General features: G+C 70.2%; 22 protein-coding genes, 1 tRNA gene and 1 pseudogene. 14 read left to right on the top strand and 10 right to left on the bottom strand.

The annotated features are described in order from the left end of the window. Nucleotides 1-21: 21 nt before the first annotated feature. The 4 genes from WQ53_RS14785 to WQ53_RS14775 all read right to left on the bottom strand — a co-directional run bounded on the left by WQ53_RS14785 (nucleotide 22) and on the right by WQ53_RS14775 (nucleotide 3,311). Nucleotides 22-1,479 (bottom strand): serine hydrolase, encoded by a 1,458-nt coding sequence (locus tag WQ53_RS14785; RefSeq protein WP_052633465.1) that lies wholly within the window; start codon nucleotides 1,477-1,479, stop codon nucleotides 22-24. Nucleotides 1,480-1,773: 294 nt separating this feature from the next. Continuing rightward, on the bottom strand, nucleotides 1,774-1,944 hold the full coding sequence (locus WQ53_RS17085; protein WP_158497849.1) for a hypothetical protein: 171 nt from the start codon (nucleotides 1,942-1,944) through the stop codon (nucleotides 1,774-1,776). A 213-nt stretch (nucleotides 1,945-2,157) separates the two neighbouring features. Further along, nucleotides 2,158-2,247, bottom strand: a tRNA-Ser gene (locus tag WQ53_RS14780). Between the two features lie 83 nt (nucleotides 2,248-2,330). Continuing rightward, nucleotides 2,331-3,311 (bottom strand): LysR family transcriptional regulator, encoded by a 981-nt coding sequence (locus WQ53_RS14775; RefSeq protein ID WP_052633464.1) that lies wholly within the window; start codon nucleotides 3,309-3,311, stop codon nucleotides 2,331-2,333. 119 nt (nucleotides 3,312-3,430) lie between these two features. Here WQ53_RS14775 and WQ53_RS14770 point away from each other — a divergent pair, with 119 nt between their 5' ends. After that, nucleotides 3,431-4,018 (top strand): FMN-dependent NADH-azoreductase, encoded by a 588-nt coding sequence (locus tag WQ53_RS14770; protein ID WP_052633463.1) that lies wholly within the window; start codon nucleotides 3,431-3,433, stop codon nucleotides 4,016-4,018. A 141-nt stretch (nucleotides 4,019-4,159) separates the two neighbouring features. Here the strand turns inward: WQ53_RS14770 and serS are convergent, their stop codons facing one another. Continuing rightward, nucleotides 4,160-5,437 (bottom strand): serine--tRNA ligase, encoded by a 1,278-nt coding sequence (gene serS, locus WQ53_RS14765; RefSeq protein WP_052633462.1) that lies wholly within the window; start codon nucleotides 5,435-5,437, stop codon nucleotides 4,160-4,162. 115 nt (nucleotides 5,438-5,552) lie between these two features. Between serS and WQ53_RS14760 the strand changes: the two genes are divergently transcribed. After that, nucleotides 5,553-6,197, top strand: a complete 645-nt coding sequence (locus WQ53_RS14760) for an energy transducer TonB (protein WP_052633461.1) — start codon at nucleotides 5,553-5,555, stop codon at nucleotides 6,195-6,197. 133 nt (nucleotides 6,198-6,330) lie between these two features. Beyond that, nucleotides 6,331-6,894: an energy transducer TonB gene (locus WQ53_RS14755; protein ID WP_052633460.1), complete on the top strand. Its 564-nt coding sequence runs from the start codon at nucleotides 6,331-6,333 to the stop codon at nucleotides 6,892-6,894. Between the two features lie 210 nt (nucleotides 6,895-7,104). Here WQ53_RS14755 and aroA read toward each other — a convergent pair whose 3' ends face one another. The 3 genes from aroA to serC form a co-directional block, all read right to left on the bottom strand. Next, a complete protein-coding gene (aroA, locus tag WQ53_RS14750; RefSeq protein WP_052633459.1) occupies nucleotides 7,105-8,415 on the bottom strand; it encodes a 3-phosphoshikimate 1-carboxyvinyltransferase in 1,311 nt (436 codons plus the stop codon). A gap of 295 nt (nucleotides 8,416-8,710) precedes the next feature. Then, nucleotides 8,711-9,877 carry a prephenate dehydratase gene (gene pheA / locus WQ53_RS14745; RefSeq protein ID WP_052633458.1) on the bottom strand — a complete coding sequence of 389 codons (1,167 nt, stop codon included), beginning with the start codon at nucleotides 9,875-9,877 and terminating at the stop codon, nucleotides 8,711-8,713. Nucleotides 9,878-9,965: 88 nt separating this feature from the next. Then, the gene (serC, locus tag WQ53_RS14740; RefSeq protein ID WP_052633457.1) at nucleotides 9,966-11,051 is read right to left on the bottom strand and encodes a phosphoserine transaminase; all 1,086 of its coding nucleotides are present in this window, start codon (nucleotides 11,049-11,051) and stop codon (nucleotides 9,966-9,968) included. A 148-nt stretch (nucleotides 11,052-11,199) separates the two neighbouring features. Between serC and msrP the strand changes: the two genes are divergently transcribed. Then, on the top strand, nucleotides 11,200-12,171 hold the full coding sequence (gene msrP, locus WQ53_RS14735; protein ID WP_052633456.1) for a protein-methionine-sulfoxide reductase catalytic subunit MsrP: 972 nt from the start codon (nucleotides 11,200-11,202) through the stop codon (nucleotides 12,169-12,171). A gap of 28 nt (nucleotides 12,172-12,199) precedes the next feature. Beyond that, nucleotides 12,200-12,844, top strand: a complete 645-nt coding sequence (gene msrQ / locus WQ53_RS14730) for a protein-methionine-sulfoxide reductase heme-binding subunit MsrQ (protein WP_052633455.1) — start codon at nucleotides 12,200-12,202, stop codon at nucleotides 12,842-12,844. On the opposite strand, the gene WQ53_RS14725 is transcribed toward msrQ, so the two are convergent. Then, entirely contained in the window at nucleotides 12,813-13,610 is a 798-nt protein-coding gene (locus tag WQ53_RS14725) for an FHA domain-containing protein (protein ID WP_052633454.1), read from the bottom strand. The two genes, msrQ and WQ53_RS14725, sit on opposite strands and share 32 nt — an antisense overlap. Nucleotides 13,611-13,702: 92 nt before the next feature. Between WQ53_RS14725 and WQ53_RS14720 the strand changes: the two genes are divergently transcribed. The 3 genes from WQ53_RS14720 (at nucleotide 13,703) to WQ53_RS14710 (ending at nucleotide 15,700) form a co-directional block, all read left to right on the top strand. Further along, a complete protein-coding gene (locus WQ53_RS14720; RefSeq protein ID WP_052633453.1) occupies nucleotides 13,703-13,978 on the top strand; it encodes a polyhydroxyalkanoic acid system family protein in 276 nt (91 codons plus the stop codon). A gap of 74 nt (nucleotides 13,979-14,052) precedes the next feature. Continuing rightward, entirely contained in the window at nucleotides 14,053-14,532 is a 480-nt protein-coding gene (locus tag WQ53_RS14715; RefSeq protein WP_082113062.1) for a phasin family protein, read from the top strand. Between the two features lie 187 nt (nucleotides 14,533-14,719). Further along, nucleotides 14,720-15,700 (top strand): restriction endonuclease, encoded by a 981-nt coding sequence (locus WQ53_RS14710; protein ID WP_052633452.1) that lies wholly within the window; start codon nucleotides 14,720-14,722, stop codon nucleotides 15,698-15,700. 465 nt (nucleotides 15,701-16,165) lie between these two features. Here WQ53_RS14710 and gyrA read toward each other — a convergent pair whose 3' ends face one another. Next, nucleotides 16,166-18,778, bottom strand: coding sequence for a DNA gyrase subunit A (gyrA, locus tag WQ53_RS14705; RefSeq protein ID WP_052633451.1), 2,613 nt, complete (start codon nucleotides 18,776-18,778; stop codon nucleotides 16,166-16,168). 288 nt (nucleotides 18,779-19,066) lie between these two features. On the opposite strand from gyrA, the gene WQ53_RS14700 reads away from it, so the two are divergent. The 6 genes and pseudogenes from WQ53_RS14700 to WQ53_RS14680 all read left to right on the top strand — a co-directional run bounded on the left by WQ53_RS14700 (nucleotide 19,067) and on the right by WQ53_RS14680 (nucleotide 23,923). Next, nucleotides 19,067-19,411 (top strand): GntR family transcriptional regulator, encoded by a 345-nt coding sequence (locus tag WQ53_RS14700; protein WP_173427219.1) that lies wholly within the window; start codon nucleotides 19,067-19,069, stop codon nucleotides 19,409-19,411. Then, entirely contained in the window at nucleotides 19,408-20,298 is an 891-nt protein-coding gene (locus WQ53_RS14695) for an ABC transporter ATP-binding protein (RefSeq protein ID WP_052633449.1), read from the top strand. Before WQ53_RS14700 ends, WQ53_RS14695 begins: the two co-directional genes overlap by 4 nt. Next, nucleotides 20,295-20,963: an ABC-2 transporter permease gene (locus WQ53_RS14690; protein WP_052633448.1), complete on the top strand. Its 669-nt coding sequence runs from the start codon at nucleotides 20,295-20,297 to the stop codon at nucleotides 20,961-20,963. The genes WQ53_RS14695 and WQ53_RS14690 overlap by 4 nt, the downstream gene beginning before the upstream one ends. A gap of 12 nt (nucleotides 20,964-20,975) precedes the next feature. Further along, nucleotides 20,976-22,058 (top strand): annotated as a pseudogene (locus WQ53_RS17295) (acyltransferase family protein); the annotation flags it as partial. Nucleotides 22,059-22,265: 207 nt separating this feature from the next. Continuing rightward, complete coding sequence (locus WQ53_RS17290; protein WP_052634116.1) at nucleotides 22,266-23,132, top strand: ABC transporter ATP-binding protein; 867 nt, start codon at nucleotides 22,266-22,268, stop codon at nucleotides 23,130-23,132. After that, nucleotides 23,129-23,923 (top strand): ABC transporter permease, encoded by a 795-nt coding sequence (locus WQ53_RS14680; RefSeq protein ID WP_052633447.1) that lies wholly within the window; start codon nucleotides 23,129-23,131, stop codon nucleotides 23,921-23,923. The genes WQ53_RS17290 and WQ53_RS14680 overlap by 4 nt, the downstream gene beginning before the upstream one ends. Nucleotides 23,924-24,001 lie beyond the last annotated feature (78 nt).

The following is a 24,001-nucleotide window of genomic DNA, read 5'->3' as shown; positions in this document are numbered from 1 at the left end:
AAGCGCTGCTCGGGGGCTGAGCTATTCGACGCGCGGCGCCCGCATTTCGAGCCCAGGCTGGTGCAGGATCAAGGCGTTGGCGCGGCCATCGTCGCCGGTCTCGAAGGTAATCTGGGCGTACATCACCCGGTAGAAGAATTCCGTCTCGCTTTCGGGGAAGATCGGAAATCGCTCCTCCCCCGTCGCCTGGGCGTAAAGCCCGTCGCCCTGACGGGTGATGGTCAGCATGACACCCGGCGCGAGCTCGTAAACGCCCGTCAAACCTTCATAGATCGCCGGATCGACCTCCACCTCGACCCGCTCCCTCGGCGGTGCCAGCGGCGCCAGCGGCAGCGACTGGTCGAGAAGATGCAGAGCGAGATCGTCGACGCCGATTGCGGTACCCATGTTCGAGAGCACCACCACGCCCACGCCGGCATTGCGCAGATAGCCGGCAAAGCTGCGGAATCCGCCGCTGCCGCCACTGTGCCAGACCAGCTCGTCGTCGCCGAGCGGCTTGATGAGCCAGGCCAGCCCGATCTGCATCCCGGCCCCGATATCGGCGTGCGCTTCGGTGGCCAACGCGATTGCCGGCGCCAGATCGGTCGCTGTGTTCTGTCTCCCGGCCTCGACATCGGCGTACGCTTTGGTGGCCGACGCCATTGCCGGCGCCAGATCGGTCTCTGTGTAACCGATTACCGCGGAAAGGAATTTCGAGAGGTCGTCAGCGGTGGAGCGCAGCGCGCCTGTTCCTTCCAGAACGTCCCAGGTCCAGAACGGCACCGGTTGCATCACCCCGTCGTGGCCGGTGGCGTGGCGCCGCGCCAGATCCCCGGGCAGCTTGATGACCGTGTCGGTCAAGCCCAGGGGTTCGAGGATGCGCTCGCGCAGCAGCGTCTCATAGTCCACCCCCGCCGCTCTGGCCAGGGCGTGGCCGAGCAGTCCCGTGCCGAGATTGGAATATTCGAACGCCTCGTCGATATCGCGGGTCAGCTCGTAGCCGGCGAGAAAGGCGTAGAGATCCTCGGCGGTGTAGTCGGCATAGGGGTCAGCCCAGTCGGCGGGATCGAGATTGTCCGGCAGCCGCGGCAGCCCGGAGCGGTGGGTGGCGAGATGCTCCAGCGTAATCTGCTTGCCGCCGCGCCCCGGCACCACGACGCCGTCGGGCAGCAGCTCGGCGACTGGCTGGTCGAGCCGAACCTCGCCGCGCTCGACCATCTCGGCCAGCAGCACGCCGGTGAACACCTTGGTGATCGAGGCGATCTCGAACAGCGTGTCGCCGCCGACCGGGCGCGGATCGCCGGTTGCGAAGGTCCCGTGGGCGACGACGCGCGTGCCATGCGGCTCGATCACGCCGACGACGATGCCGACGCCCTGGCGCTCGACATCGATACGCTGCTCCAGCAGCGCGCGTATCCCGGCGTCGCCGGGCACCGGCGACTGGGCGATCGCGGGCAAGGCCAGCAGGGCTCCAAGAACGAGAACGGATATACGCAACATGGGACGTCTCCGGAACGGATGCCAGCGGGAATGCGTCGCGGCAGCATCGGTTGTGCCGGGCTATCGGTAGAAGCCCTCGCGCAGATTGATGCCGCTCCCCAGAAACACCTTAATGGCGCACAGCATGCCGGTCCAGCCCTCGCAATTGCCGTAGGAGGCCTTTTGGCCGGCGGGGTTGTCCCGAAAAACCCTCTTCCTCGATGGTGACCAAAGTTTGGCCGTCCTCCAGCGCCTTGAAGCTCATCGTCACCGTGATGTCATAGGCGCGGTCGGATCGCCGTCGGGCGCCGCGCCTCATTGCAGCACGATCCTTTTGTCCGTCTCGACCTTGACCATCTTCACCGGGAAGGCGCCGGGGAAATCGCGAAAATCCCAGGTGACCTCGGCACCGGGCTCCAGCCGCCCGACGGCACCGCCGGTGGTGAAATAGCCCGAGACCTGTTGCGGACGCTTGTTGCCGGCCAAGGGGGGAAATCGGCGGGAATTGGCGTTCCCGGATATATACCGAAGTGGCGGAGAGAGTGGGATTGCTGCGGCACCTGCGGTGCCTTGCCCTTCGGGCGGCTTCGCCGCGCAGGCCGGCTGCGCCGGCTTGTCGAACCCTTGGGTTCAAATCCCACTCGGTTCGCTTGCCCTCGACAGCATCGTCGGCACTGGGAGCGCCTGCATTCAACAGGGTGGCGGAGAGAGTGGGATTCGAACCCACGGTAGTGTCGCCACTACGCCGGTTTTCAAGACCGGTGCCTTAAACCGCTCGGCCATCTCTCCGTTTTTCAGTCGCCCGCGATGCTGTCCGGCGCCGCCGGTCCGGACGCGGCGGCGCGCGATTGTCGCACGCGCCGCGGCGGCGATCAGCCGGCCTCGACGGCCTCGGTCGCCGGCATCGCTGCACCCGGCTTGCGCCCGCAGTTGCCGCAGTCCAGCCGCGAGGACTCGATCTGCTGCGGCAGGTGCTCGGCCAGGAAGTCGATGAACACCCGCACCGCTGGCAGCATACCGCGCCGGGAGGCGAATACCGCGTGGCAGATGCCCTGCGGCAGCGACCATTCCGGCAGCACCACCTCCAGCTCGCCCTTGCGCACGGCCTCGGCGCAGACCGTCTCCGGCAGCATGGTGATGCCGAAGCCGTCCTTGACCATGGCCTGCAGCAGCGGGAAGTCGAAACCGGCCACGCGCGGCTGCAGGTCCACCCGGCGCACCTCGCCGCCCGGGCCGTGCAGTTCCCAGCGCTGGTGCGCCTCGTCCTCGTGGATGCTCAGGGTCAGGTGCGAGGCCAGGTCGGCCGGGTCCTTCGGCCGTCCGGCGCGGTCCAGGTACTTCGGGCTGGCGACCAGCAGTTCCTGGATCTGGCCGAAGCTGCGCATCACCAGGCTGCCATCGTCGTCCAGGCGCGCACGCACGCGCAGGGCCAGGTCGAAGCCCTCGTTGATCAGGTCGACGCGGCGGTTGCCCACATGCAGTTGCAGGCGCACCTTCGGGTACTGGTCGAGGAACTTCGGCAGCAGCTTCGGCAGCTGCTGCTGGGCCAGCGCCACCGGCACGCTGACCCGGACCACGCCGCGCGGCTCGGCGCTGAGCCGGTCCACCACCTCGCGCGCAGCCTGGGCCTCGGTGAGCATGGTCTGGGCGTGGCGGTAGACGCTCATGCCCACGTCGGTGACCGCGAAGCGGCGGGTGGAGCGCTGCAGCAGGCGCACCCCCAGGTCGGTCTCCAGCTGGCTGATGCGCCGGCTCAGGCGCGACTTGGGGATGCCCAGGGCGCGCTCGGCGGCGGCGAAACCGCCATGCTCGACCACCATGGCGAAGTAGTAGAGGTCGTTGAGGTCCTGCATGGCTATATTTCCATGTACGGAACGGATGGTGGCATATAACCACCTTTATCCCATCAATGCAACGACGGATAGTGTCCCGGTCGCGGCGACGCCGCCCTCTCCGGACCAAGGACACCACCATGAAACTGCTGCACATCGACTCCAGCGCCCTGGGCGACAACTCCGTCACCCGCGAGCTCACCGCGGCCATCGTCGCACAGTGGTCGGCCGGGCTCGACGGCGTGCAGGTCGAGCACCGCGACCTGGGCCGCGACCCCCTGCCCCACCTGACCGGCGGCAGCCTGGCCAAGGCCGACCCGGCCGAGGCGGCGGAGGCCGAGCGCGCCCTGCAGCAGTTCCTGGACGCCGACGTCGTGGTGGTCGGGGCGCCGATGTACAACTTCAGCATCCCCTCCACGCTCAAGGCCTGGATCGACCGGATCGCGGTGGCCGGGCGCACCTTCCGCTACACCGAGCACGGCCCGCAGGGCCTGGCCGGCGGCAAGAAGGTGATCGTCGCCAGCGGCCGCGGCGGCCTGTACACCGGTTCGCCGGCGGATTTCCAGGAGCCCTACCTGCGCCAGGTGTTCGGCTTCCTCGGCATCGACGACGTCGAGTTCGTCCGCGCCGAGGGCGTGGGCCTGTCGCCGCAGCACCGCGCCGAGGCGATCGCCGCGGCCAAGGCGGCGATCCCGCAGGCGACGGCATCGCTGCGCGAGGCGGCCTGAAGAACTCTGCTGTTGTAGGAGCCGGGTTTAGCCGGCGACACGCCACTTCGGCACAGGCGACTCCCTCATGGTTCAGACGCCCGTGTCGCCGGCTGAACCCGGCTCCTACAAGGAAGGGCGCGGCCCAGCCGCACGCAGGTGTCAGGCGATGCGCTCGGCGCCGCCCATGTACGGACGCAGCGCCTCCGGCACGGTGATCGCGCCGTCGGCTTCCTGGTAGTTCTCCATCACCGCGATCAACGCGCGGCCCACCGCCACGCCCGAACCGTTGAGCGTGTGCACCAGTTCCGGCTTGCCGGTGGCCGGGTTGCGCCAGCGCGCCTGCATGCGCCGGGCCTGGAAGTCGCCGCAGTTCGAGCACGACGAGATCTCGCGGTAGGTGTCCTGCGACGGCAACCACACCTCCAGGTCGTAGGTCTTGCGCGCGGCGAAGCCCATGTCGCCGGTGCACAGCAGCACCTTGCGGTACGGCAGGCCCAGCCGCTCGAGCACGGTCTCGGCGGCGCGGGTCATGCGCTCGTGCTCGGCGTCGCTGTCCTCGGGCTTCACGATCGACACCAGCTCGACCTTCTCGAACTGGTGCTGGCGGATCATGCCGCGGGTGTCGCGCCCGCCGCTGCCGGCCTCGGAGCGGAAGCACAGCGAGTGCGCGCTCATGCGCAGCGGCAGCCGCTCGGCCTCGACGATCTCCCCGCGCACCGTGTTGGTCAGCGGGATTTCCGAGGTCGAGATCAGGTAGCGGCGGTGTTCGCCCAGTTCGGTGGCGAACATGTCCTCCTCGAACTTCGGCAACTGGCCGGTGCCGTACAGGGCATCGGCGTTGACGATCAACGGGACGTTGGTTTCCTCGTAGCCGTGCTCGCCGGTGTGCAGGTCGAGCATGAACTGCGCCAGCGCCCGGTGCAGCCGCGCCAGCTGGCCGCGCAGCACGGTGAAGCGGGCGCCGGACAGCTTGGCGGCGGTGTCGGCATCGAGCCAGCCGTGGCGCGCGCCGAGCTCGACATGGTCCTTGACCGGAAAATCGAATTCGCGCGGCGTGCCCCAGCGGTGCCGTTCGAGGTTGCCGCTTTCGTCGTCGCCGGGCGGCACGTCCTCGGCCGGCAGGTTGGGGATGCCCAGCGCGATCGCCTCGATCCGGCCGCGGATTTCCTCCAGCCGCACCTCGGAAGCCTTGAGCTCGTCGCCGAAGCCGGCGACCTCGGCCATCAGCGCCGACACGTCCTCGCCCTTGGCCTTGGCCTGGCCGATCGCCTTGGAGCGGGTGTTGCGCAGGTTCTGCAGTTCCTGGGTGCGCACCTGGATCGCCTTGCGCTCGGACTCCAGCGCCTCGATCGTGGCGACGTCGAGCGCGTAGCCGCGCGCGGCGAGGCGTTCTGCCAGGGCGGCGGTCTGGTTGCGGAGCAGCGCGGGATCGAGCATGGCGGAGGCAAGGTGGCGGATTCGGCCGGGCATTATCGCCAATCGCGAGCGGGTACGCCCACCGCGGTTCACCGGCCCTGTGACAGAATCCGGGCGACCTTCCTGCCGCATGCCCATGGCCGCCTCCAGTCGCTCCGCCCCGACCGGCTTCCTCCATCACCTGCCGCACGGCCGCTGGGCCGTGGTCGGCGGCGCCTTCCTGCTGGGATGGCTGCTGTTCGCCCTGGTCTGGCTGGCCGGGCGTGGCGACGGCGTCGCCGCCCCCGGGCCGGAACAGCCGGCCGCCGCCGCGCAGGTATTCGAACCGCTGCCGCGGCCCGCGACCGCCGGCGACGCGGCCACCCCGCTGCCGGCGCCGTCCGCGGAGGCACCACGCGTGGTCGAGGAACCGCCCGCGGCCGCCGCGCCGGCTCCCCTGCCGGCCGAACCGGTACCGCTGCCACCGAGCATCGAGGAAAGCGCGCCGATCGCCGGCGAAGCGGTACAGGCGCCCTCGCCGCTGGCCGAGCAGTCGCCGTCGCCGCGCTATCCGCTCGAGGCGCTGCGCCGCGGCGACAGCGGCACGGTGGTGCTGCAGGTCCAGGTCGACGCGCAGGGGCAGCCGGTATCGATCGACGTGGCCGAGCGCAGCGGTTCGCGCGACCTCGACCGCGCCGCGCTGGAGGCGGTGTCGCGCTGGCACTTCGAACCGGCGCGCGACGCGGCCGGCACCCCGGTGCCCGGCACGCTCGCGGTTCCGATCGACTTCAAGCTGGAGTGAGCCCGGCCCTCACCCGCCGTGCAACTCGCTGAACCGCGCCCGCGGCTCGGGAATCGTTCAGCTGAAATCGACCCGGCGCAGACATCGTCGTGCGGAAACTCGGCCACGGTTCCACCCGCCGAGGAGAACGACCATGACGACGTACACCACACGCCCGCAGGACACGCCGCACCTCGATCCGGCCAACGCCGACGCCGTGCGGGAGCGCGAACGCACCTCGCCGCTGCTGCTCGGCGCATTGGCAGTGGCATTGGTCGCCGCCGGCCTCTGGTGGTACTCGCAGCGCGAGGCCACGATCATTACCCCGACCGCACCCGTGGTCACAATTGAACCGCCGGCGGCGGTGCCGGCACCTGCCGACGCCCCGGTGGCGACGCGCAGCGCCCGCACCGAGCAGCCGCGGCCGGCCGCGGTCGCCGACCGCGCGCCGCTGCCGCTGGCCGGCAATCCGATGCCCGAGTACCCACGTGCCGCGCTGCGCGCCGGCAATGAAAGCAGCGTGCTGCTGAGGATCGCGATCGACGAGCGCGGCATTCCCACCGACGTGCAGGTGGTCGAGCGCAGCGGCAACCGCGACCGCGCCTTCGACCGCGCCGCGATCGAGGCCGCGCGCCAGTGGCGCTTCGAACCCGCCATGCGCGGCGGCAAGGCCGTGCCGGCGACAGTGCAGCTGCCGGTGGACTTCCGCCGCGGGTAATGCTGCTGGCAATGCTTGAGACCCCGGTCTGAATGGACCGGGGTCGCCTTCAAGGCACGCCGCCATCCCCGCGAAGCGCTTTACAGCATTTACAGCAGCCGAATGGCTGATCTCGCCGGGACTGCGACCCCAAGTGCAAGTCGCTGGATCCCCGCCTACGCGGGGATGACGGGAGAGGGGTGCGCAGATGGAGGATGACGGACAGCGGCCTCAACCGCGCAGGCCGAAACCGCAGTCCTGCGCCAGCCGGTCGAAGCCCGGGAACGACGTGGCCACGTTGGCCACGTCGTCCACCCTCACCTCCCCGGCCGCGCGCTGCGCGGCCACCGCGAAGGCCATGGCGATCCGATGGTCGCCATGGCTTTCGATCGTGCCGGCGCCCAGCGGCCCGGGATGGATCGTGGCGCCGTCGGGCGTCTCGTCGATCCGCAGGCCCAACGTGCGCAGGCCGACCGCCATCGCCGCCAGCCGGTCGGATTCCTTGACCCGCAACTCGGCCGCGCCGCGCACCACGGTCGGGCCTTCAGCGCAGGCCGCGGCCACGAACAGCGCCGGGAACTCGTCGATCATGTCCGGCACCAGCACCTCGGGCACCTCGATGCCTCGCAGCGGCGCGTACCGCACCACCAGGTCGGCCACCGGCTCGCCGCCGTGGGTGGACGGATTCTCCTCGCTGATGTCCGCACCCATCAGCCGCAGCGCCCGCAACAGCCCGGTGCGGCGCGGGTTGAGCCCGACCGCACGCAGGCGCAGCTCGGAGCCGGGCACGATGCTGGCCGCGACCAGGAAGAACGCCGCCGAGGAGAAGTCCGCCGGCACCGCGATGTCGGTCGCGCGCAGGCGCTGGCCACCGCGCAGCTTCGCGTAACCGGGCGCGAACTCGATCTCCACCCCGAAGGCGGAGAGCATGCGCTCGGTGTAGTCGCGGGTCGGATGCGGCTCGGTCACCGAGGTCTCGCCCGACGCGTACAGGCCGGCCAGCAGCAGCGCCGACTTCACCTGCGCGCTGGCCACCGGCAGGGTGTAGTCGATCCCGGTCAGCGCCTGGCCACCGTTGATGCGCAGCGGCGGCGTGCCGTCGTCCTGCGTGTCGATCCTCGCGCCCATCTGCACCAGCGGCCCGGTCACGCGCCGCATCGGCCGCCTGGACAGCGACTCGTCGCCGACCAACACGCTGTCGAACGGCTGCGCCGCCAGCAGGCCGGCCAGCAGGCGCATGCCGGTGCCGGCGTTGCCGCAATCCAGTGATCCGTCGGCGGGCTTGAGGCCATCGACGCCCACCCCGTGCACGATCCGCCGCGACGGCGATGGCGTCTCGATGCGCACGCCCAGCCGCGAGAAGATCGCCGCGGTCGCCCGGGTGTCCTCGCCCTCGAGGAACCCGTCGATGGTCGACACCCCGTCGGCCAGCGCGGCCAGCATCACCGAGCGGTGCGAGACCGACTTGTCCCCCGGGATCTCCAGCGTGCCGCGCAGCGGCTGCCCGGCGGTTGCGACCCAATGCTGCGACTGCTGCGACATCTCTGCTCCGTAGTTTCCAGCTGACTGAAGTCGATTGAATTCCGTTCGCGCCGGTCACGCGACACGAAACGTGGTAGCGGGGGCAGGATTTGAACCTGCGACCCTGCACCGGCAGTCCCGGCCTGCCTTTGCCTTGAACCGCACCGCCACGTGTCGAGGAGCGCGGCCATGCCCCTCGCGGGACCGTCGGCGCCATGGATGGCGCCGTCGAGCCTCCATGGATGGATTCACGGCGTGTCCCGCGAGGGGCATGGCCGTGCTCCCACCGACATGCGTTTCCGTGCGACGGAATGCCCTACGGCACCGCCACCGGATACGACCCCAGTACTTTCACCTGCGCTGCGTGCTTCTCCAGTTCCGCCAGCGCCTGCTTCATCGCCTCGTCCTCCACGTGCCCGGCAAGGTCGATGAAGAACGCGTACTCCCACTTGGCCTGGTGCGACGGCCGCGACTCGATCCGGTTCATGCTGATCCCGTGCCGGGCGAACGGACTGAGCACGTCGAACAGCGCGCCGGGCTTGTCGTGGATGAACACCAGCACCGAGGTGCGGTCGTGCCCCGACGGCGGGAAGATCTGCCGGCCGATCACCAGGAAGCGCGTGGTGTTGTCCTTGTCGTCCTGGATCGGACGCATGATGACCTTCTTCAGGCCGTACACGTGCGCCGCGCTCTCGCCGGCGATGGCCGCCGCGTCGTCGGCGCCGCGCGCCCGGCGCGCGCCCTCGGCATTGCTCGACACCGGCACCTTCTCCGCCTTGGGCAGGTTGGCGCGCAGCCAGCCGGCGGTCTGCGCGAACGCCTGCGGGTGCGCGTAGACGCGTTCGATGTCCTCGATCCGCCCGCTGCGCGAGAGCAGGTACTGGTGCACCTTCAGCTCGACCTCGCCGCAGATCTTCAGCTGCGAGGTCAGGAACATGTCCAGGGTGACCTGGATCGTGCCCTGCCCCGAATTCTCCACCGGCACCACCCCGAAGTCGGCGTTGCCGGCCTCGACCTCCTGGAACACTTCCTCGATGCTGCCCAGCGGCAGCCCGTGCGCCGAGCGGCCGAAGTGCTTGAGCACCGCCTGCTGGCTGAAGGTGCCCTCCGGACCCAGGTAGCCGATCTTCAGCGGCTCCTGCTGCGCCAGGCAGGCCGACATGATCTCGCGGAACACGTGGACCAGGACTTCGTCCGACAGCGGCCCCTCGTTGCGGTCGACCACCATGCGCAGAACCTGCGCCTCGCGCTCGGGCCGGTAGTAGTCCACCGCCGCGGCCAGCTTGCCCTTGGCCTTGCCGACCTGGAGGGCGAAGCCGGCGCGCTGCGCGATCAGTTCCTGGATCCGGCGGTCGATGCCGTCGATCTGCGCGCGCACGTCGGCAAGCAGCGGCGGCGCAGCCGCAGGCGCGGCCTGCTTGCCTCGCGGCGCCGGTTTCTTCTTCGCCGGCTGTCCGGCCGCGGTTTTTTTCGGTGGTGCCATGGGCGGGGTTCCGTGGTCTCTGGCGTCGGCCGCATGGCGGTCGCGCCCTGAAGTGCGCTTCCTACAAGAAGATCAATCTGCCAGCCGCTCAGCCATGCCGCTGCTGGAAATCGTGCATGAAATCGACCAGCGCCTGCGCGCCGGCCACCGGCATGGCGTTGTACAGCGAGGCGCGCAGCCCGCCGACCGCCTTGTGCCCCTTCAACGCCAGCAGGCCGGCCGCCTTCGACTCGGCGACGAAGCGCGCGGTCAGGGTCTCGTCGGACAGGAAGAACGGGATGTTCATCCGCGAACGTACCGCCGGGGCCACTTCGTTGCGGTAGAAGCCGCCGGACGCGTCGATCGCGCCGTAGACGAGTCCGGCCTTGGCCGCATTGCGCCGCGCGAATTCCTCCACTCCGCCCTCGTCAAGCATCCACTTCACGGTCAGGCCGAGCAGGTACCAGTTCCAGGTCGGCGGGGTGTTGAGCATCGAGTCGCGCGCCGCGTGCGAGGCATAGGTGAAGATGTCCGCGCGCGGCTGGCCCTCGCGCTGCAACAGCTCGCGGCGCACGATCACCACCGAGATCCCGACCGGGCCCAGGTTCTTCTGCGCGCCGGCGTAGATCAGCCCGTAGCGGGACACGTCCACCGGTTCGGAGGCGATCGAGGAACTGAAGTCGGCGAACAGCGGTGCGGCGCCCACCTCCGGCGTGTCGCGGAACTCGACGCCGTGGATGGTCTCGTTGGCGGTGATGTGGACGTAGGCCGCATCCGCGCTCAGCGACCAGGTGTCGCGCGGCGGGATGTCGCGGAAGCCGCCCGGCCCGCCGTCGGCGGCCACGTGCACGCGCACGTACGGCTCGACCTGCCTGATCGCGGTCCTGCCCCAGTGGCCGGTGACCACGTAGTCGGCGACCTGCCCGGGCGCGGCGAAGTTCAGCGCCAGCAGTGCCTGCTGGGTGGTCGCGCCGCCGGCCAGGAACAGCACCGCGTAGTCGTCCGGCACCGACAGCAACCGGCGCAGGTCGGCCTCGGCCTGCGCGGCCACGTCCATGAATTCTGCGCCGCGATGGCTCAGCTCCACGATCGAGGCGCCCACGCCGTTCCAGTCCAGCATCTCGGCCTGCGCCTGGCGCAGGACCGGTTCCGGCAATGTCGCAGGGCCGGCACTGAAGTTGTAGGCGCGCGCCATGAACCACCCGTCACGAAAGGTCCCGTAGTATGCCGCAGTGCAGCGGTTGCGGGCGCAACCAAGACCGGCGCCGACGACCGCGTGCGATGCCGGGAACCGCCCTGCCCCGGCCGCGGTCCCAACCGTTGCGTTCCACCGGAGCCATGCGATGCCGATCCTGCGCCTGCCCAGGATTCCTGCCGGCGAAATCACCGACGAGCCGGTCTACCGCGACCGTCGCCGGTTGCTGGCCGCCTTCGCCGCCAGCCCGCTGCTCGGCGCCGTGTCCGGTTGCGCCGAGGCCGAACCTCCGCCGCCACCGAAGACAGCGATCAGCAGCGCCGACGCGAAGGCCGGCTTCCGCACGGACGAGGAACTCACCCGCTACGAGGACATCACCACCTACAACAACTTCTACGAATTCGGCACCGACAAGGGCGACCCCTCGCGCGCGGCCAAGACGCTGCGTACCTCGCCCTGGTCGGTGGCCGTGGACGGCGAATGCGCCAGGCCCGGCCGCGTCGCGCTGGAAGACCTGCTGCACGGGCTGGCGCCGCAGGAGCGCGTCTACCGGCTGCGCTGCGTCGAGGGCTGGTCGATGGTGATCCCGTGGCTGGGCGTGCCGCTGGGCGACGTGCTCAAGCGCTTCGAACCGACCTCCCGGGCGAAGTACGTGGCCTTCACCACCCTGGCCGATCCCAAGCAGATGCCGGGCATCCGCTACCGCTCGATCAACTGGCCGTATCGCGAGGGCCTGCGCATCGACGAGGCCATGCACCCGCTGACCCTGCTGGCCACCGGCCTGTACGGCAAGCCGCTGCCGCAGCAGAACGGCGCGCCGCTGCGGCTGGTGGTGCCGTGGAAGTACGGTTTCAAGTCGATCAAGTCCATCGTGGCGATCCGCTTCGCCGAGCGGATGCCGCCGACGGCCTGGCACGACCTGCAGCCGTCGGAGTACGGCTTCTTCTCCAACGTCAACCCGGACGTCGACCACCCGCGCTGGAGCCAGAAGACCGAGCGCCGCATTGCCGGCAGCAAGAGCAAGCTGTTCGCCGGGCGGATCCCGACCCGCCCGTTCAACGGCTACGCCGAGCAGGTCGCCGCGATGTACGCCGGCATGGACCTGCGCAAGTGGTACTGACCGCGACCGTGGCGGCGACGGGCGACGCATGAGCCGCCGCCCGCGACCGCCCACGCCGGCGGCGCTGGTGTGGGCCAAGGCCGCCGTGCATGTGGCCGCGCTGCTGCCGGCGGCGTGGCTGGCCTGGCAGATCGCCGACGTATGGCGCACCGGCAGAGACGCGCTCGGCGCCGACCCGGTGGCCGAGATCGAGCACCGCACCGGCCTGTGGGCGCTGCGCCTGTTGCTGCTGACCCTGGCGGTGACGCCGCTGCGGCAGCTCACCGGCCAGGCGGTGCTGCTGCGCTTCCGGCGCATGCTCGGCCTGTACGCCTTCTTCTACGCGAGCCTGCACCTGACCGCCTACCTGGTGCTGGACCTCGGCGGCTACTGGACGCAGGTGTTCGAGGAGATCGCCAAGCGCCCGTACATCACCGTCGGTTTCGCCGCCTGGCTGCTGCTGGTGCCGCTGGCGATCACCTCCACCCTGGGCTGGATGCGGCGGCTGGGCCGGCGCTGGGGCCAGTTGCACCGGCTGGTCTACGCCGTGGGCGTGCTGGCGGTGCTGCACTTCTGGTGGCTGGTGAAGTCCGACCTGCGCGAGCCGGCGCTGTACGCGGCGATCCTGGCGGTGCTGCTGGGCTGGCGCGCGGTGCGGTGGCTCAGCGCGCGCCAAACCACAGCAGCGCGCTGAACACCAGGCCCAGCAGCAGCGCGGCCAGCAGCAGCCAGGGCAGGCGCGCCCGGGGCCGGGCCGGGCCATCGTCCGACACTGCGGCAACCGGCTCGGTCTCCGCGGCCGGCACCGTCGCCTGCGACGGAACGTCCGCCGGCGCGGCCGGGAATTCCACGACGAACCGGTGCTGCCCGTCGAACACCACCTGGTCGCCCACACCGAGCACAGCGTCGCGCACCGCCACGCCGTTCACCACGCTGGATTCCTGGCCGAGGCCGCGCAGCAGGACCACGTCCCCATGCCGCTCAAGCAGCGCATGCCGCGCCGGGAACGCGGGGTCGTCGATGCGGATGTCGGCCTCGCGCGAGGTGCCGACCAGCCGCGGCGGACCGAGAGTGAAGCTGCGGCCATGGTGCTGGCCACCCACGCCGCGCAGGACGACGCGGGGGTCGCCGGCATGCTCGCCCGGGTCCAGCGGCGCCGGCCGCGGCCGCAGCGGCGCGCGCACCAGCAGTTCCACACCGTCGACGTAGACCGCGTCGCCGGCACGCAGCAGCGCCATCCGCTGCACCGGGCGCCCGTTGACGTGGACCCCGCGGGCGCCGGGAGGCACCTGCAGCCACAGCCCACGCCGGTCCAGGCAGAACTGCAGCAGCAGCACCCCGGGCAGCGCATCGCCGATCCCCAGCGCGCCGTTGGGCTGGCGGACGACGCGGTGGACGCCGGGGGACAGGGGGTGGTCCGCCTGCTGGCGCTGGGCGAAATGGAGTTGCAGGTCGGACATTGGGGGCAGAGCCTAGCATTCGGATGCCCGTCCCGCTGGCCCTGTGCCGGCATCGCGGCTACCCTTTCCGCCCCCCGTTCCCGACCTGCGCCATGGCCCGCATCGACATCCTGCATCCGCACACCCGCAGCGCGGACGAGGCGCGCGCGATCGTCGACGGCATCGCCGCGCAGCTGCGCGACCGCTACGGGGTTTCCGGTGCTTGGCAGGGCGACTCGGTCCAGCTGTCCGGCCCCGGCCTGCAGGGCCAGGTCGAGCTGCTGCCGCGCCAGGTCCGGGTGACGGCCGAACTGGGTTTCCTGCTGTCGGCGCTGCGCGGCCAGGTCGAGGCCGAGATCCGGCGGGTGCTGGACGAGCGCCTGGACTGACGGCGGGCAACTCACGTCCTCTTATCGCGCCGGTGCGCAGACTGGTCCGGTCGCGAACACCACGAGGACCGGACATGAGCGCTGAACCCGACACCCCCGGCCACACCCCCGGACTGGGCAGCGTCGCCGACCTGCAGGCACAGGCCGGCCGCATCGCCCGCGAACTGGGTGACAACGCCCACCAGGTCTGGCTCGCCGGTATCGGCGCGCTGGCCCGCGCACAGAACGAGGGCAGCCGGCTGTTCGACCAGCTGGCCGAGGAAGGCCGCCAGGTCGAGGGCGCGGATGCTTCGGCCGCCGGCGCCGCCGGCCGGCTGGAAGGCCTGCGCCAGAGCCTGGACTCGGCGATGGGCCGGGCACAGGCCCGCGCCGGCGAGGCCTGGGAAACCATGGGCAAGGTGTTCGAGCAGCGCGTGCAGCAGACGTTGCGCCAGCTCGATGTGCCCACCCGCGACGACCTGGACGCGCTCGGCGCGCGCATCGACGCGCTGACCCGCGAACTGCAGCGCTCGCGCGGTACGGACGCCGCTGCCCCGCCGCCGCCGGAAATCTGACCTCCACCGGTTTGTTGCAGAGCACAAAGCGCTGCGGCAGAATCGGAACCGGCCCGCCAGTCCCACCGCCGTTTGCTCCCCTCCCCTCTCGGCTACCGGACTGGCGGGCCACTTTCTTTCCGGCGCGCGCCATCGCCAGACGTGTAACATCGCGCTCCGGTACAGGGGCTTTCTGGCAGGGATCCGCATGTCTTCCTGGATATTGGGACTGGCCTTGGCTGCGCTCGCGGCCGTGTTGGCAGTGATCTACTTGTGGCTGGTGCGGCGTCAGGAAACGGAAACCGCCGCAGGCCTGCGTGCATTGGCCAACCTGCGCTGGCGCGAGTTCGCCACGATCATCGGCCAGGCCATGCAGCAGCGCGGCCTGCGCGACGCCAGCCACGGTCCCGATCCGGGCAGCGACTCGAGCAGCAGCCAGTTGCTGATGACCGACGGCGACAGCCGCTGGCTGCTGTCGTGCAAGCACGGCATGGCCTACCGCCTCGGCGAATCGAGCGTGGAGGAACTGGCCAGTGCGATGGACATGGCCGGCGCGCGCGCCGGGATCCTGCTCACCGAGGGCCGCGCCGAGCGCGACGCGCTGGCCGCCGCGGCCGCGCGCGGCATCGAAGTCATCGACGGTCGCCGCCTGTGGCCGCTGCTCAAGCCGTTCATGCCCGCCGACACGACCCGGCGCATCGAGGCCGACGCCACCGCGCAGGCCAAGCGGCACACCCTGATCGCGCTGGGCGCCTCGCTGGCGCTGGGCCTGGTGGTGGCGGTGCTGCTGCCGCAGCTGGAATCTTCGGCGAACCGCGATTCCGCCACGGTCGCCGCGACGCCGACGTCGGCACCCGCCGCCACGCCGGCGACCCCCGCCGAACCCGCCGCCGCAGCGGCGGCCCCCGTCGACGATGACGTCATCCAGGAGAACCCGGACGACACCACCCTGGCCCGCTACCAGAGCGACGTCGCGCGCACGCTGTCCGAGGTGCCCGGTATCACCCGCGCCTACTGGCTGACCCGCGCCACCCTGGTGATCGACCGCAGCGGCAGCGACCAGATGGTCTGGCCGCTGATCTGCAGCGAGCTGGAGCGCTACCCGCCGCTGCGCACCGTGCGCGTGCAGCTCAACCCGCGCCCGGGCAGCGAAGATGCCGTGCGCTGGAGGCAGTGCCGGACGATCTAGGCACGCCGGTTGGTCTGGCGATGCCGGCTGCAATGACAGCCGCATCGCGAACGGGAGCCATCGTCAGTTCGCCTCTGCTGGCCTTGCCCATCCCTCGCCCGTCGTCCCGGCGAAGCGCTTCATCACAGCCGAAGCGATCTATAACAGCCGAATGGCTGGTCACGCCGGGACCCAGTGACTTTCCTCGCGACCTGTCCGTTCGCGGCAAAGCCAGAAGTCGCTGGGTCCCGGCGTTCGCCGGGACGACGGGGTCGTTGCTCCATGCGCCAACCCTGGCTGCAGCGCCGTAGGCGCAATGCCGCACGAACGTTGCATCAGGCACTGCGGATGCCGGCCCGGCCGGCTCCGGCAGCGATCGGGCGGAATCCGGCGGCAGCGGCCACGAACGGCACGGCGACGCTACGCGACACCCGAAAACACGAACGCCGGCCCATGGCCGGCGTTCGCTCTCCCGCATGCGCAGGCTCAGGCCTGCGGTGCGGACTCCGCCGCCGCGGCATCGTCGCCACGCGCGACCGTCGGCTCGTCCTCTTCGTCCAGCGAGGCGTCCACCCGCTCGACCGCCTGGAGCGACTCGCCCTCGCCCAGCCGGATCAGGGTCACGCCCTGGGTGTTGCGGCCGACCTGGGAGATCCCCGAGGCGCGGGTACGCACCAGGGTGCCGCCGTCGGAGATCAGCAGGACCTCGTGCTGCTCGGACAGCTGGATCGCGCCGACCAGCTTGCCGTTGCGGGCGCTGGTCTGGATCGCGATCACGCCCTGGGTGCCGCGGCCCTTCTTCGGGTACTCCTCCAGCGGCGTGCGCTTGCCGTAGCCGCGTTCGCTGGCGGTGAGGATGTCGCCCTCGCCCTCCGGCACCACCAGGCTGACCACCTCCCCGCCATCGGCCAGGCGGATGCCGCGCACGCCGGTGGCGGTGCGGCCCATCGAACGCACTTCGGACTCGTCGAAGCGCACCGCCTTGCCGTTGGAAGCGAACAGCATGATGTCGGCGGCGCCGTGGGTCAGGGCCACGCCGACCAGCGCGTCGCCCTCGTCCAGGTTGATCGCGATCTTGCCGCGCGCCAGGCGGAAGGCGAACTCGGTCAGCGGGGTCTTCTTGACCGTGCCGTTGCGGGTGGCGAAGAACACGTACAGGCCTTCGGCGTACTCGCGCACCGGCAGCACGGCCTGGACCTTCTCGCCTTCCTCCAGCGGGATCCAGTTGATGATCGGCCGGCCACGGGCATTGGAGCCGGCCTCGGGCAGCTGGTGCACCGGCAACCAGAACACCTTGCCGTTGCTGGTGAAGGTCAGCAGCGTGTCGTGGGTGTTGACCAGCCACAGCTGGTCGATGAAATCCTCTTCCTTGGTCGCCGCCGCGCTGCGGCCGCGGCCACCGCGCCTCTGTGCGCGGTACGCCGACACCGGCTGACGCTTGGCGTAGCCGGCGTGCGACAAAGTCACCACCACGTCTTCCGGCGCGATCAGGTCGAGGATGTCCAGGTCCTCCTCGCTGGCGCGGATCTCGCTGCGGCGCGCGTCGCCGAACTCCTCCTTGAGGTTGTTCAGCTCGGTGCGGATCACTTCGCGCAGCACGTCCGGATCCTCGAGGATCTCGATCAGGCCGCGGATGGTCTCCAGCAGCTGGCGGTACTCCTCGGTCAGCTTTTCCTGCTCCAGGCCGGTAAGGCGGTGCAGACGCATCTCCAGGATCTGCTGGGCCTGGGTCTCGGTCAGCCGGTATTGCCTGATTGAAGCCGGCCCGTCGACCAAGCCGACCCCGGCCGGCAGGTCGTCCGGCTTGGACGCCTCGGCGCCGGTCGCGGCCAGCAGCGCGCCGACCAGGCCCGGCTCCCAGGTGCGGCCGAGCATGCGCTCCCTGGCCACCTGCGGGCTCTCCGAGGTCTTGATCAGCTCGATCATCTCGTCGATGTTGGCCAGCGCGACGGTCAGGCCTTCGAGCACGTGGGCACGGGCGCGGGCCTTGCGCAGTTCGAAGATGGTGCGGCGGGTCACCACCTCGCGGCGGTGGCGCAGGAAGGCGTCGAGGATCTGCCTGAGGTTGACCAGCTGCGGGCGGCCGTCGACCAGCGCCACCATGTTGATGCCAAACACCGACTCCAGCTGGGTCTGCTGGTAGAGGTTGTTGAGCACCACCTCGGCCGAGTCGCCGCGCTTGACCTCGATGTAGATGCGCATGCCGTCCTTGTCGGACTCGTCGCGTAGTTCGGAAATGCCCTCGAGCTTCTTTTCCTTGACCAGCTCGGCGATCTTCTCGATCAGCCGCGCCTTGTTCACCTGGTACGGAATCTCGGTGACGATGATCGCCTCGCGGCCGTTGTCGGCCACCTCGACCTCGGCCTTGGCGCGCATGCGCACGCGGCCACGGCCGGTGCGGTAGGCCAGCTGGATGCCGCCGACGCCATTGATGATGCCCGCGGTCGGGAAGTCCGGACCGGGGATGTGCTGCATCAGTGCGTCGACGTCGAGCTCGGGCTCGTCGATCAGCGCCAGCAGGCCGTTCACCACCTCGGTGAGGTTGTGCGGCGGGATGTTGGTGGCCATGCCCACGGCAATACCGGCCGAACCGTTGACCAGCAGGTTCGGGAACCGGGTCGGCATGACCGTCGGCTCCTGTTCCTTCTCGTCGTAGTTGGGCTGGAAGTCGACGGTTTCCTTGTCGATGTCGGCGATCAGCTCGTGGGTCAGGCGCGACATGCGCGCCTCGGTGTAACGCATCGCCGCCGCGGCGTCGCCGTCGACCGAGCCGAAGTTGCCCTGCCCGTCCACCAGCAGGTAGCGCAGCGAAAACGGCTGGGCCATGCGCACCAGCGTGTCGTAGACCGACTGGTCGCCGTGCGGGTGGTACTTGCCGATGACGTCGCCGACGATGCGCGCGGACTTGTAGTACGGCTTGTTGCTGTGCGCACCGAGCTCGTTCATCGCGAACAGCACGCGCCGGTGCACCGGCTTCAGGCCATCGCGGACGTCGGGAAGCGCGCGGCCGACGATCACGCTCATGGCGTAATCGAGGTAGCTGCGGCGCATTTCGTCTTCGAGGTTGACCGGGATGATTTCTTTGGCGGTTTCGGTCATTCAGGACGCTTCGGTTGGGGCGGATCGGCGCCCGCGCCATGGCGGCAGCGGCGGGCGGTGCGGAACCGGCGGATTGTAGCACAGGGCGGCACCCCGAGGCCCGCCATTCCATGCAGAAACAAGAACTTGCGCGTCCCATAGCCCCCTCGGGAGGGGTACGGCGCCCGCCCACCCGACCCGGGCCGAGGAAGGTTCGCGCAGGGACTTCCCTTCGCCCGGAAACTGTGCATACACTGTATGCACAGTATGTACAGTAGCCTCCACATCTCGCAGACGGACGCCCGCCCGATGTACCTCCAGATCATGGAGCAGATCCGGGCGCGCATCGCCGCCGGCGATTGGCCGGCCGGGAAGGAACTGCCGTCGATCCGGGCACTGGCGGCGGGCCTCAACGTCAGCGTGATCACCGTCAAGCGCGCCTATCTGGACCTGGAGTCCGAAGGCGTGATCGTGACCCGCCACGGCAAGGGTTCGTTCGTGGCCGAGGCCGGCAACCTGGCCAGCGAGATCCGGAACCAGAAGCTGGACGAGCACCTGGAGGCCGCCGCCGGGATCGCCCTGCAACTGGGCCTGTCCCCCGAAGAACTGGCGGCGCGCCTGCGCCGCGTGCAACAGAAGCTGGAATCGAAATGACTGCGACCCGACACATCGAGATGCGCGGCGTCACCAAGGCGTTCCGCTTCTTCACCCTGCAGGACCTCTGGCTTGATCTGGAACCGGGACAGGTGCTCGGCTTCGTGGGCCCGAACGGCGCCGGCAAGAGCACCACCATCCGCATGGCCATGGGAATGCTGGCCCCCGACGCGGGCGAGATCCGCGTGCTGGGTTGCCCGATGCCCGAGGCGCAGGCCGTGGCCAAGCGCGACATCGGCTACGTCTCGGCGGACATGCGCCTGATGCCCAATGCCACGCTGGGCTGGCACATGACGCTGGTGTCCTCGATCTACCCGGACTGGGACGCGGACTACGCCGCCCGGCTGATCCGGCGCTTCAACCTGCGCCCGGCGCAGACGGCACGCAGCCTCTCGCACGGCGAACACATCAAGGCCACGCTGCTGCTGGCGCTGGCGCGCCGCCCGCGGCTGCTCATCCTCGACGAGCCCACCACCGGCCTGGACCCGGTGGCGCGCCACGAGCTGCTCACCGAGTTCATGGACGTGCTGCGCGACGAGCGCCGCTCCATCCTGTTCTCATCGCACAACACCGTGGACGTGGAGCGCATCTCCGATCGCATCACCTTCCTGGACCGCGGCCGGATCGTGGACAGCGGCGACAAGGAGGAGTTCCTGGAGCGCTGGCGCCGGATCGAGGTGCAGCTGGCGCCGGGCGCCACCCTGCCGGAACTGCCGGACATCGTCGGCCACGCCTGCGACGGCCACTTCCATACCCTGACCACCAACCGCTTCGACGAACGGCAACTGGCGCAACTGGGCCCGGCGGTGCGCCACGTGCAGCGCATGAGCCTGGAGGAGATCTTCGTCGCCAACGTCATGCACCACCGGGAGGCGCGCGGCCAATGAGCATCGTCATCCGCAAGCTCGTCGCCAAGGAGCTGTACCTCAACCGCTGGATGATGGCCGGCACCGCCGTGGCCGCCGCGCTCGCCGCCCTGGTCTGCAGCTTCGGTGCGACCGCCTTCAACATCGGCTCGCTGGCCTGGATCACCGCCGTCATCGCCTGCGGCGTCATGCTCGCCCTCTACGGCGTCACCCAGGAGCGCAAGGAACAGTCGCTGCAGTTCGTGCTCAGCCTGCCGGTCTCGATCCGCGGGTACGTGTTCGCCAAGACCGCCGGCCTGCTGTTGAGCTACATGGTGCCGTGGCTGGTGGCCACGGCCTCGGCGGTCGTCCTGGTGCTGGCCTCGCCGGATGTGCCGGACGGCATGCTGCCCTACGTGGCCCTGCTGTCCGGCTTCCTGCTCGCCAACTTCTCGGTGGTGCTGTGCGCAGCGCTGCATGCGCGCTCGGAGGCCGCCGTGATCGCGATCATCATCGTGACCAACATGGCGGTGAGCATCTTCATGTTCGTCGTCGGCGCCCTGCCCGGGATCCGCGACCACCTGTCGGGCCCGGTTCCGGTCTGGAACGGCACGGTCCTCAACGTCCTGCTCGTCGAATTCCTGGTTCTCGCCATCGCCGTCGCGCTGCCGCTGGCCACGGCCGCGCGCCGCCGCGACTTCATCTGAGGAACCCCGCCCATGCACCACGCCGACCCACAACGCCTGCACGCACTGGATGCCGTGCGCGGCTTCGCGCTCCTGCTCGGCGTGGCCTTCCATGCCGCGCTGTCGTTCATGCCCGGATGGCCGCCCGGCATCTGGGCCATGGTCGACAACTCGCCCAGCCCCTTCCTCGCCGATGCCGCGTTTGTCGCGCACATCTTCCGCATGTCGCTGTTCTTCCTGCTCGCCGGCTTCTTCGCCCGGCTCCTGCACCAGCGCCTGGGCACCGGCGGCTTCTGCAGGAACCGGTTGCTGCGCATCGCCGTGCCGCTGGTGATCGGCTGGGTGGTTCTGTATCCGCTGATCATGTGGATCTGGATCGCGGGCGTCAGCAAGTCCTTCGGCGGCAACCTGCCGCCGATGCCGGAGATGCCGAAGGCCTTCGGCGCCTTCCCGCTGGCGCACCTGTGGTTCCTGTACCAGCTGCTGCAGCTCTATGCGGTCACGCTGCTGGTCCGCGCCCTGGTCGTGCGCATCGACCGCTCGCGCAAGCTGCGCGGCGCGGTGGACGCACTGGTCTCGGGCATGCTCCGGGTGCCGCTGGTGGTGCTGCTGCTCGGCATCCCGGTGTCGCTGGCGCTGATGGCGCTGCCGATGTGGTTCTACTGGTCGGGAATCCCCGCGCCGGACCAGACCGTGATCCCGCAACCGGCGCCGCTGGTGGGCTATGGCGTGGCCTTCGGCTTCGGCTGGCTGGTGCACCGCTCGCGCGACGCGCTGGCCTCGATCGCCAGGCACTGGCTGCCGAACCTGCTGGCGGGCACGCTGGCCGCCGCCTGGATGCTGGCGAGCCTGCGCGTGTCGCCGATGGCACCGCCGGGATTCCCGGCCAATCCCTTCGACCTGGTCGACGACACCACCCTCACCAAGTCCGGCTTCGCGCTGATGTCCGGCGTGGCCGCGTGGGGCCTGGCGATGGGCATCACCGGGGCCGCGCTGCGCTTCCTGTCCGGCCCCAGCCCGCTGCGCCGCTACATCGCCGACGCCTCGTACTGGGTGTACCTGGCGCACCTGCCGGTGGTCGTGGCGCTGCAGGTCTGGGTAGGCCATTGGCAGCTGCACTGGGGCATCAAGTATCCGTTCGTCCTGGCGGTGAGCCTGATCGTGCTGTTCGCCAGCTACCACTGGCTGGTGCGGCCGACGGCCGTCGGCCAGTTGCTCAATGGCCGCCGGTATAGGCGCGGCAAGTCCGCGGGCGCGCCGCCCGACCCGTCTTCGCCGGCTCCGGTACCGCCACCCGGCAGCGGCGGTTCGCCGGTCGCGGAGCTGCGTGGCATCACCAAGACGTTCGGCAACGTCACCGCACTGGACGGCATCGACCTCCAGGTGCGCGGCGGCGAGTTGCTGGCCGTGCTCGGGCCCAACGGCGCCGGCAAGTCCACCGCCATCGCGCTGTGGCTGGGCCTGATCGAAGCCGACGGCGGCAACGCCACCCTGCTCGGCGGCGACCCACAGGAGATCGCCCGCCGCCAGGGCCTGGGCGTGATGCTGCAGGACGTGGAGCTGCCCAAGGAACTGAGCGCGCACGAACTGGTGCGGCTGGCCTCGAGCTACTACGCCGATCCGCTGCCACTCGAGGAGACCCTGCACCGCGCCGGCGTCTCCGCCTTCGCCGGCAGGCCCTACGGCAAGCTCTCCGGCGGGCAGAAGCGGCTGGTCCAGTTCGCCGTGGCCATCTGCGGGCAGCCGCGCGTGCTGTTCCTCGACGAGCCCACGGTGGGCCTGGACGTGCAGGCGCGCCAAGCGCTGTGGGCCAGCATCCGCAGCCTGCTCTCGGGCGGATGCTCCATCGTGCTCACTACCCACTACCTGGAGGAAGCGGAGGCGCTGGCCGACCGGGTCACGGTGATCGCCAAGGGCCGGGTGGTGGCCTCCGGCAGCGTCGACGACATGCGCGCGCTGGTGGCGCAGCGCCGGATCAGCTGCGAGTCGCGGCTCAGCGCCGCCGAGGTGGGCGGCTGGCCCGGCGTGCTCGACGCGCGCCTGGAGCGCGACCGCCTGCACCTCACCGCCAGCGACGCCGAGACCGTGGTGCGCCGCCTGCTCGCCGAGGATCCCACCCTCGCCCGGCTGGAAGTGCGCCAGGCCGGGCTCGACGAAGCATTCAACGAACTCACCCGGGAGGCCGCATGAACGCCGATGCCCTGAACGATCGCGCCCTCGCGGGACCGCCGCCGCGGCGGCTCATGGCCGCCTACCTCGAGGAGACCCGCTGCGAGGCGCTGCGGCTGCTGCGCAACCCCGGCCTGGCCTTCCCGGTGCTGGTCATGCCGGTGGCGCTGTACGCGCTCATCGGGCTGGTGGTGACCGCCGACGCCACGGCCAAGGATCCCATGGTGGGGGTGTTCCTGTTCTCGGCGTTCTCGGTGATGGCGATCAGCATGCCGGCGCTGTTCGGCATCGGCACGTCGCTGGCGATGGAGCGCGAGATGGGCATGCTGCGGCTGAAGCGCGCGCAGCCCGCGCCGACGGGATCCTGGCTGGTGGCGAAGATCGCGTGCGGGCTCGCCTTCGGCGCCATCGCCTACCTGCCGATCCTCGGTGTGGCGCTGGCGGCCGGCCGCCTGCCGCTGGAACCGGTGCGGATCGTCGCCATGAGCGCGACGCTGCTCGCCTGCGCAATCCCCTTCTGCGCTATGGGGTTGATGATCGGCACCCTGTTCCGCGGCAGCTCCGCGCCCGGCTACGCCAATCTGGTCTACCTGCCCGGCTGCTACCTCTCCGGGATGTTCTTCCCACTGCCCCAGTCGATGCACTGGCAGGTGCCGCTGTGGCCGCAGTTCCACGTCAGCCAGCTGGCCATGCACGCCGGCGGCATCGACAAGCTCCAGTTCGTGCCGGTGCTGGTGGCCGCGGGCGGCGCGGTGGGGTTCACCGTGCTGTTCAGCGCGGTCGCGATCTGGCGGCTGGCGCGCAAGGGTTGAGGCGCAGGAAGGGTTTTTCTCCCGACTCCGGGGAAGGCCGCCCGGCTCCCGGGTCAGCCGCAGGCGTCGTCGCGAACC

The organism is Pseudoxanthomonas suwonensis (genome assembly GCF_000972865.1).
GTDB lineage: Bacteria > Pseudomonadota > Gammaproteobacteria > Xanthomonadales > Xanthomonadaceae > Pseudoxanthomonas > Pseudoxanthomonas suwonensis_B.
This window is presented reverse-complemented; position numbering and strand designations above follow the sequence as displayed.

Coding starts and splice junctions, on each gene's coding strand:
- WQ53_RS14785 (WP_052633465.1), bottom strand. CDS start 1,479: ATGTTGCGTATATCCGTTCTCGTTCTTGGAGCCCTGCTGGCCTTGCCC.
- WQ53_RS14775 (WP_052633464.1), bottom strand. CDS start 3,311: ATGCAGGACCTCAACGACCTCTACTACTTCGCCATGGTGGTCGAGCAT.
- WQ53_RS14770 (WP_052633463.1), top strand. CDS start 3,431: ATGAAACTGCTGCACATCGACTCCAGCGCCCTGGGCGACAACTCCGTC.
- serS (WP_052633462.1), bottom strand. CDS start 5,437: ATGCTCGATCCCGCGCTGCTCCGCAACCAGACCGCCGCCCTGGCAGAA.
- WQ53_RS14760 (WP_052633461.1), top strand. CDS start 5,553: ATGGCCGCCTCCAGTCGCTCCGCCCCGACCGGCTTCCTCCATCACCTG.
- WQ53_RS14755 (WP_052633460.1), top strand. CDS start 6,331: ATGACGACGTACACCACACGCCCGCAGGACACGCCGCACCTCGATCCG.
- aroA (WP_052633459.1), bottom strand. CDS start 8,415: ATGTCGCAGCAGTCGCAGCATTGGGTCGCAACCGCCGGGCAGCCGCTG.
- pheA (WP_052633458.1), bottom strand. CDS start 9,877: ATGGCACCACCGAAAAAAACCGCGGCCGGACAGCCGGCGAAGAAGAAA.
- serC (WP_052633457.1), bottom strand. CDS start 11,051: ATGGCGCGCGCCTACAACTTCAGTGCCGGCCCTGCGACATTGCCGGAA.
- msrP (WP_052633456.1), top strand. CDS start 11,200: ATGCCGATCCTGCGCCTGCCCAGGATTCCTGCCGGCGAAATCACCGAC.
- msrQ (WP_052633455.1), top strand. CDS start 12,200: ATGAGCCGCCGCCCGCGACCGCCCACGCCGGCGGCGCTGGTGTGGGCC.
- WQ53_RS14725 (WP_052633454.1), bottom strand. CDS start 13,610: ATGTCCGACCTGCAACTCCATTTCGCCCAGCGCCAGCAGGCGGACCAC.
- WQ53_RS14720 (WP_052633453.1), top strand. CDS start 13,703: ATGGCCCGCATCGACATCCTGCATCCGCACACCCGCAGCGCGGACGAG.
- WQ53_RS14715 (WP_082113062.1), top strand. CDS start 14,053: ATGAGCGCTGAACCCGACACCCCCGGCCACACCCCCGGACTGGGCAGC.
- WQ53_RS14710 (WP_052633452.1), top strand. CDS start 14,720: ATGTCTTCCTGGATATTGGGACTGGCCTTGGCTGCGCTCGCGGCCGTG.
- gyrA (WP_052633451.1), bottom strand. CDS start 18,778: ATGACCGAAACCGCCAAAGAAATCATCCCGGTCAACCTCGAAGACGAA.
- WQ53_RS14700 (WP_173427219.1), top strand. CDS start 19,067: ATGTACCTCCAGATCATGGAGCAGATCCGGGCGCGCATCGCCGCCGGC.
- WQ53_RS14695 (WP_052633449.1), top strand. CDS start 19,408: ATGACTGCGACCCGACACATCGAGATGCGCGGCGTCACCAAGGCGTTC.
- WQ53_RS14690 (WP_052633448.1), top strand. CDS start 20,295: ATGAGCATCGTCATCCGCAAGCTCGTCGCCAAGGAGCTGTACCTCAAC.
- WQ53_RS14680 (WP_052633447.1), top strand. CDS start 23,129: ATGAACGCCGATGCCCTGAACGATCGCGCCCTCGCGGGACCGCCGCCG.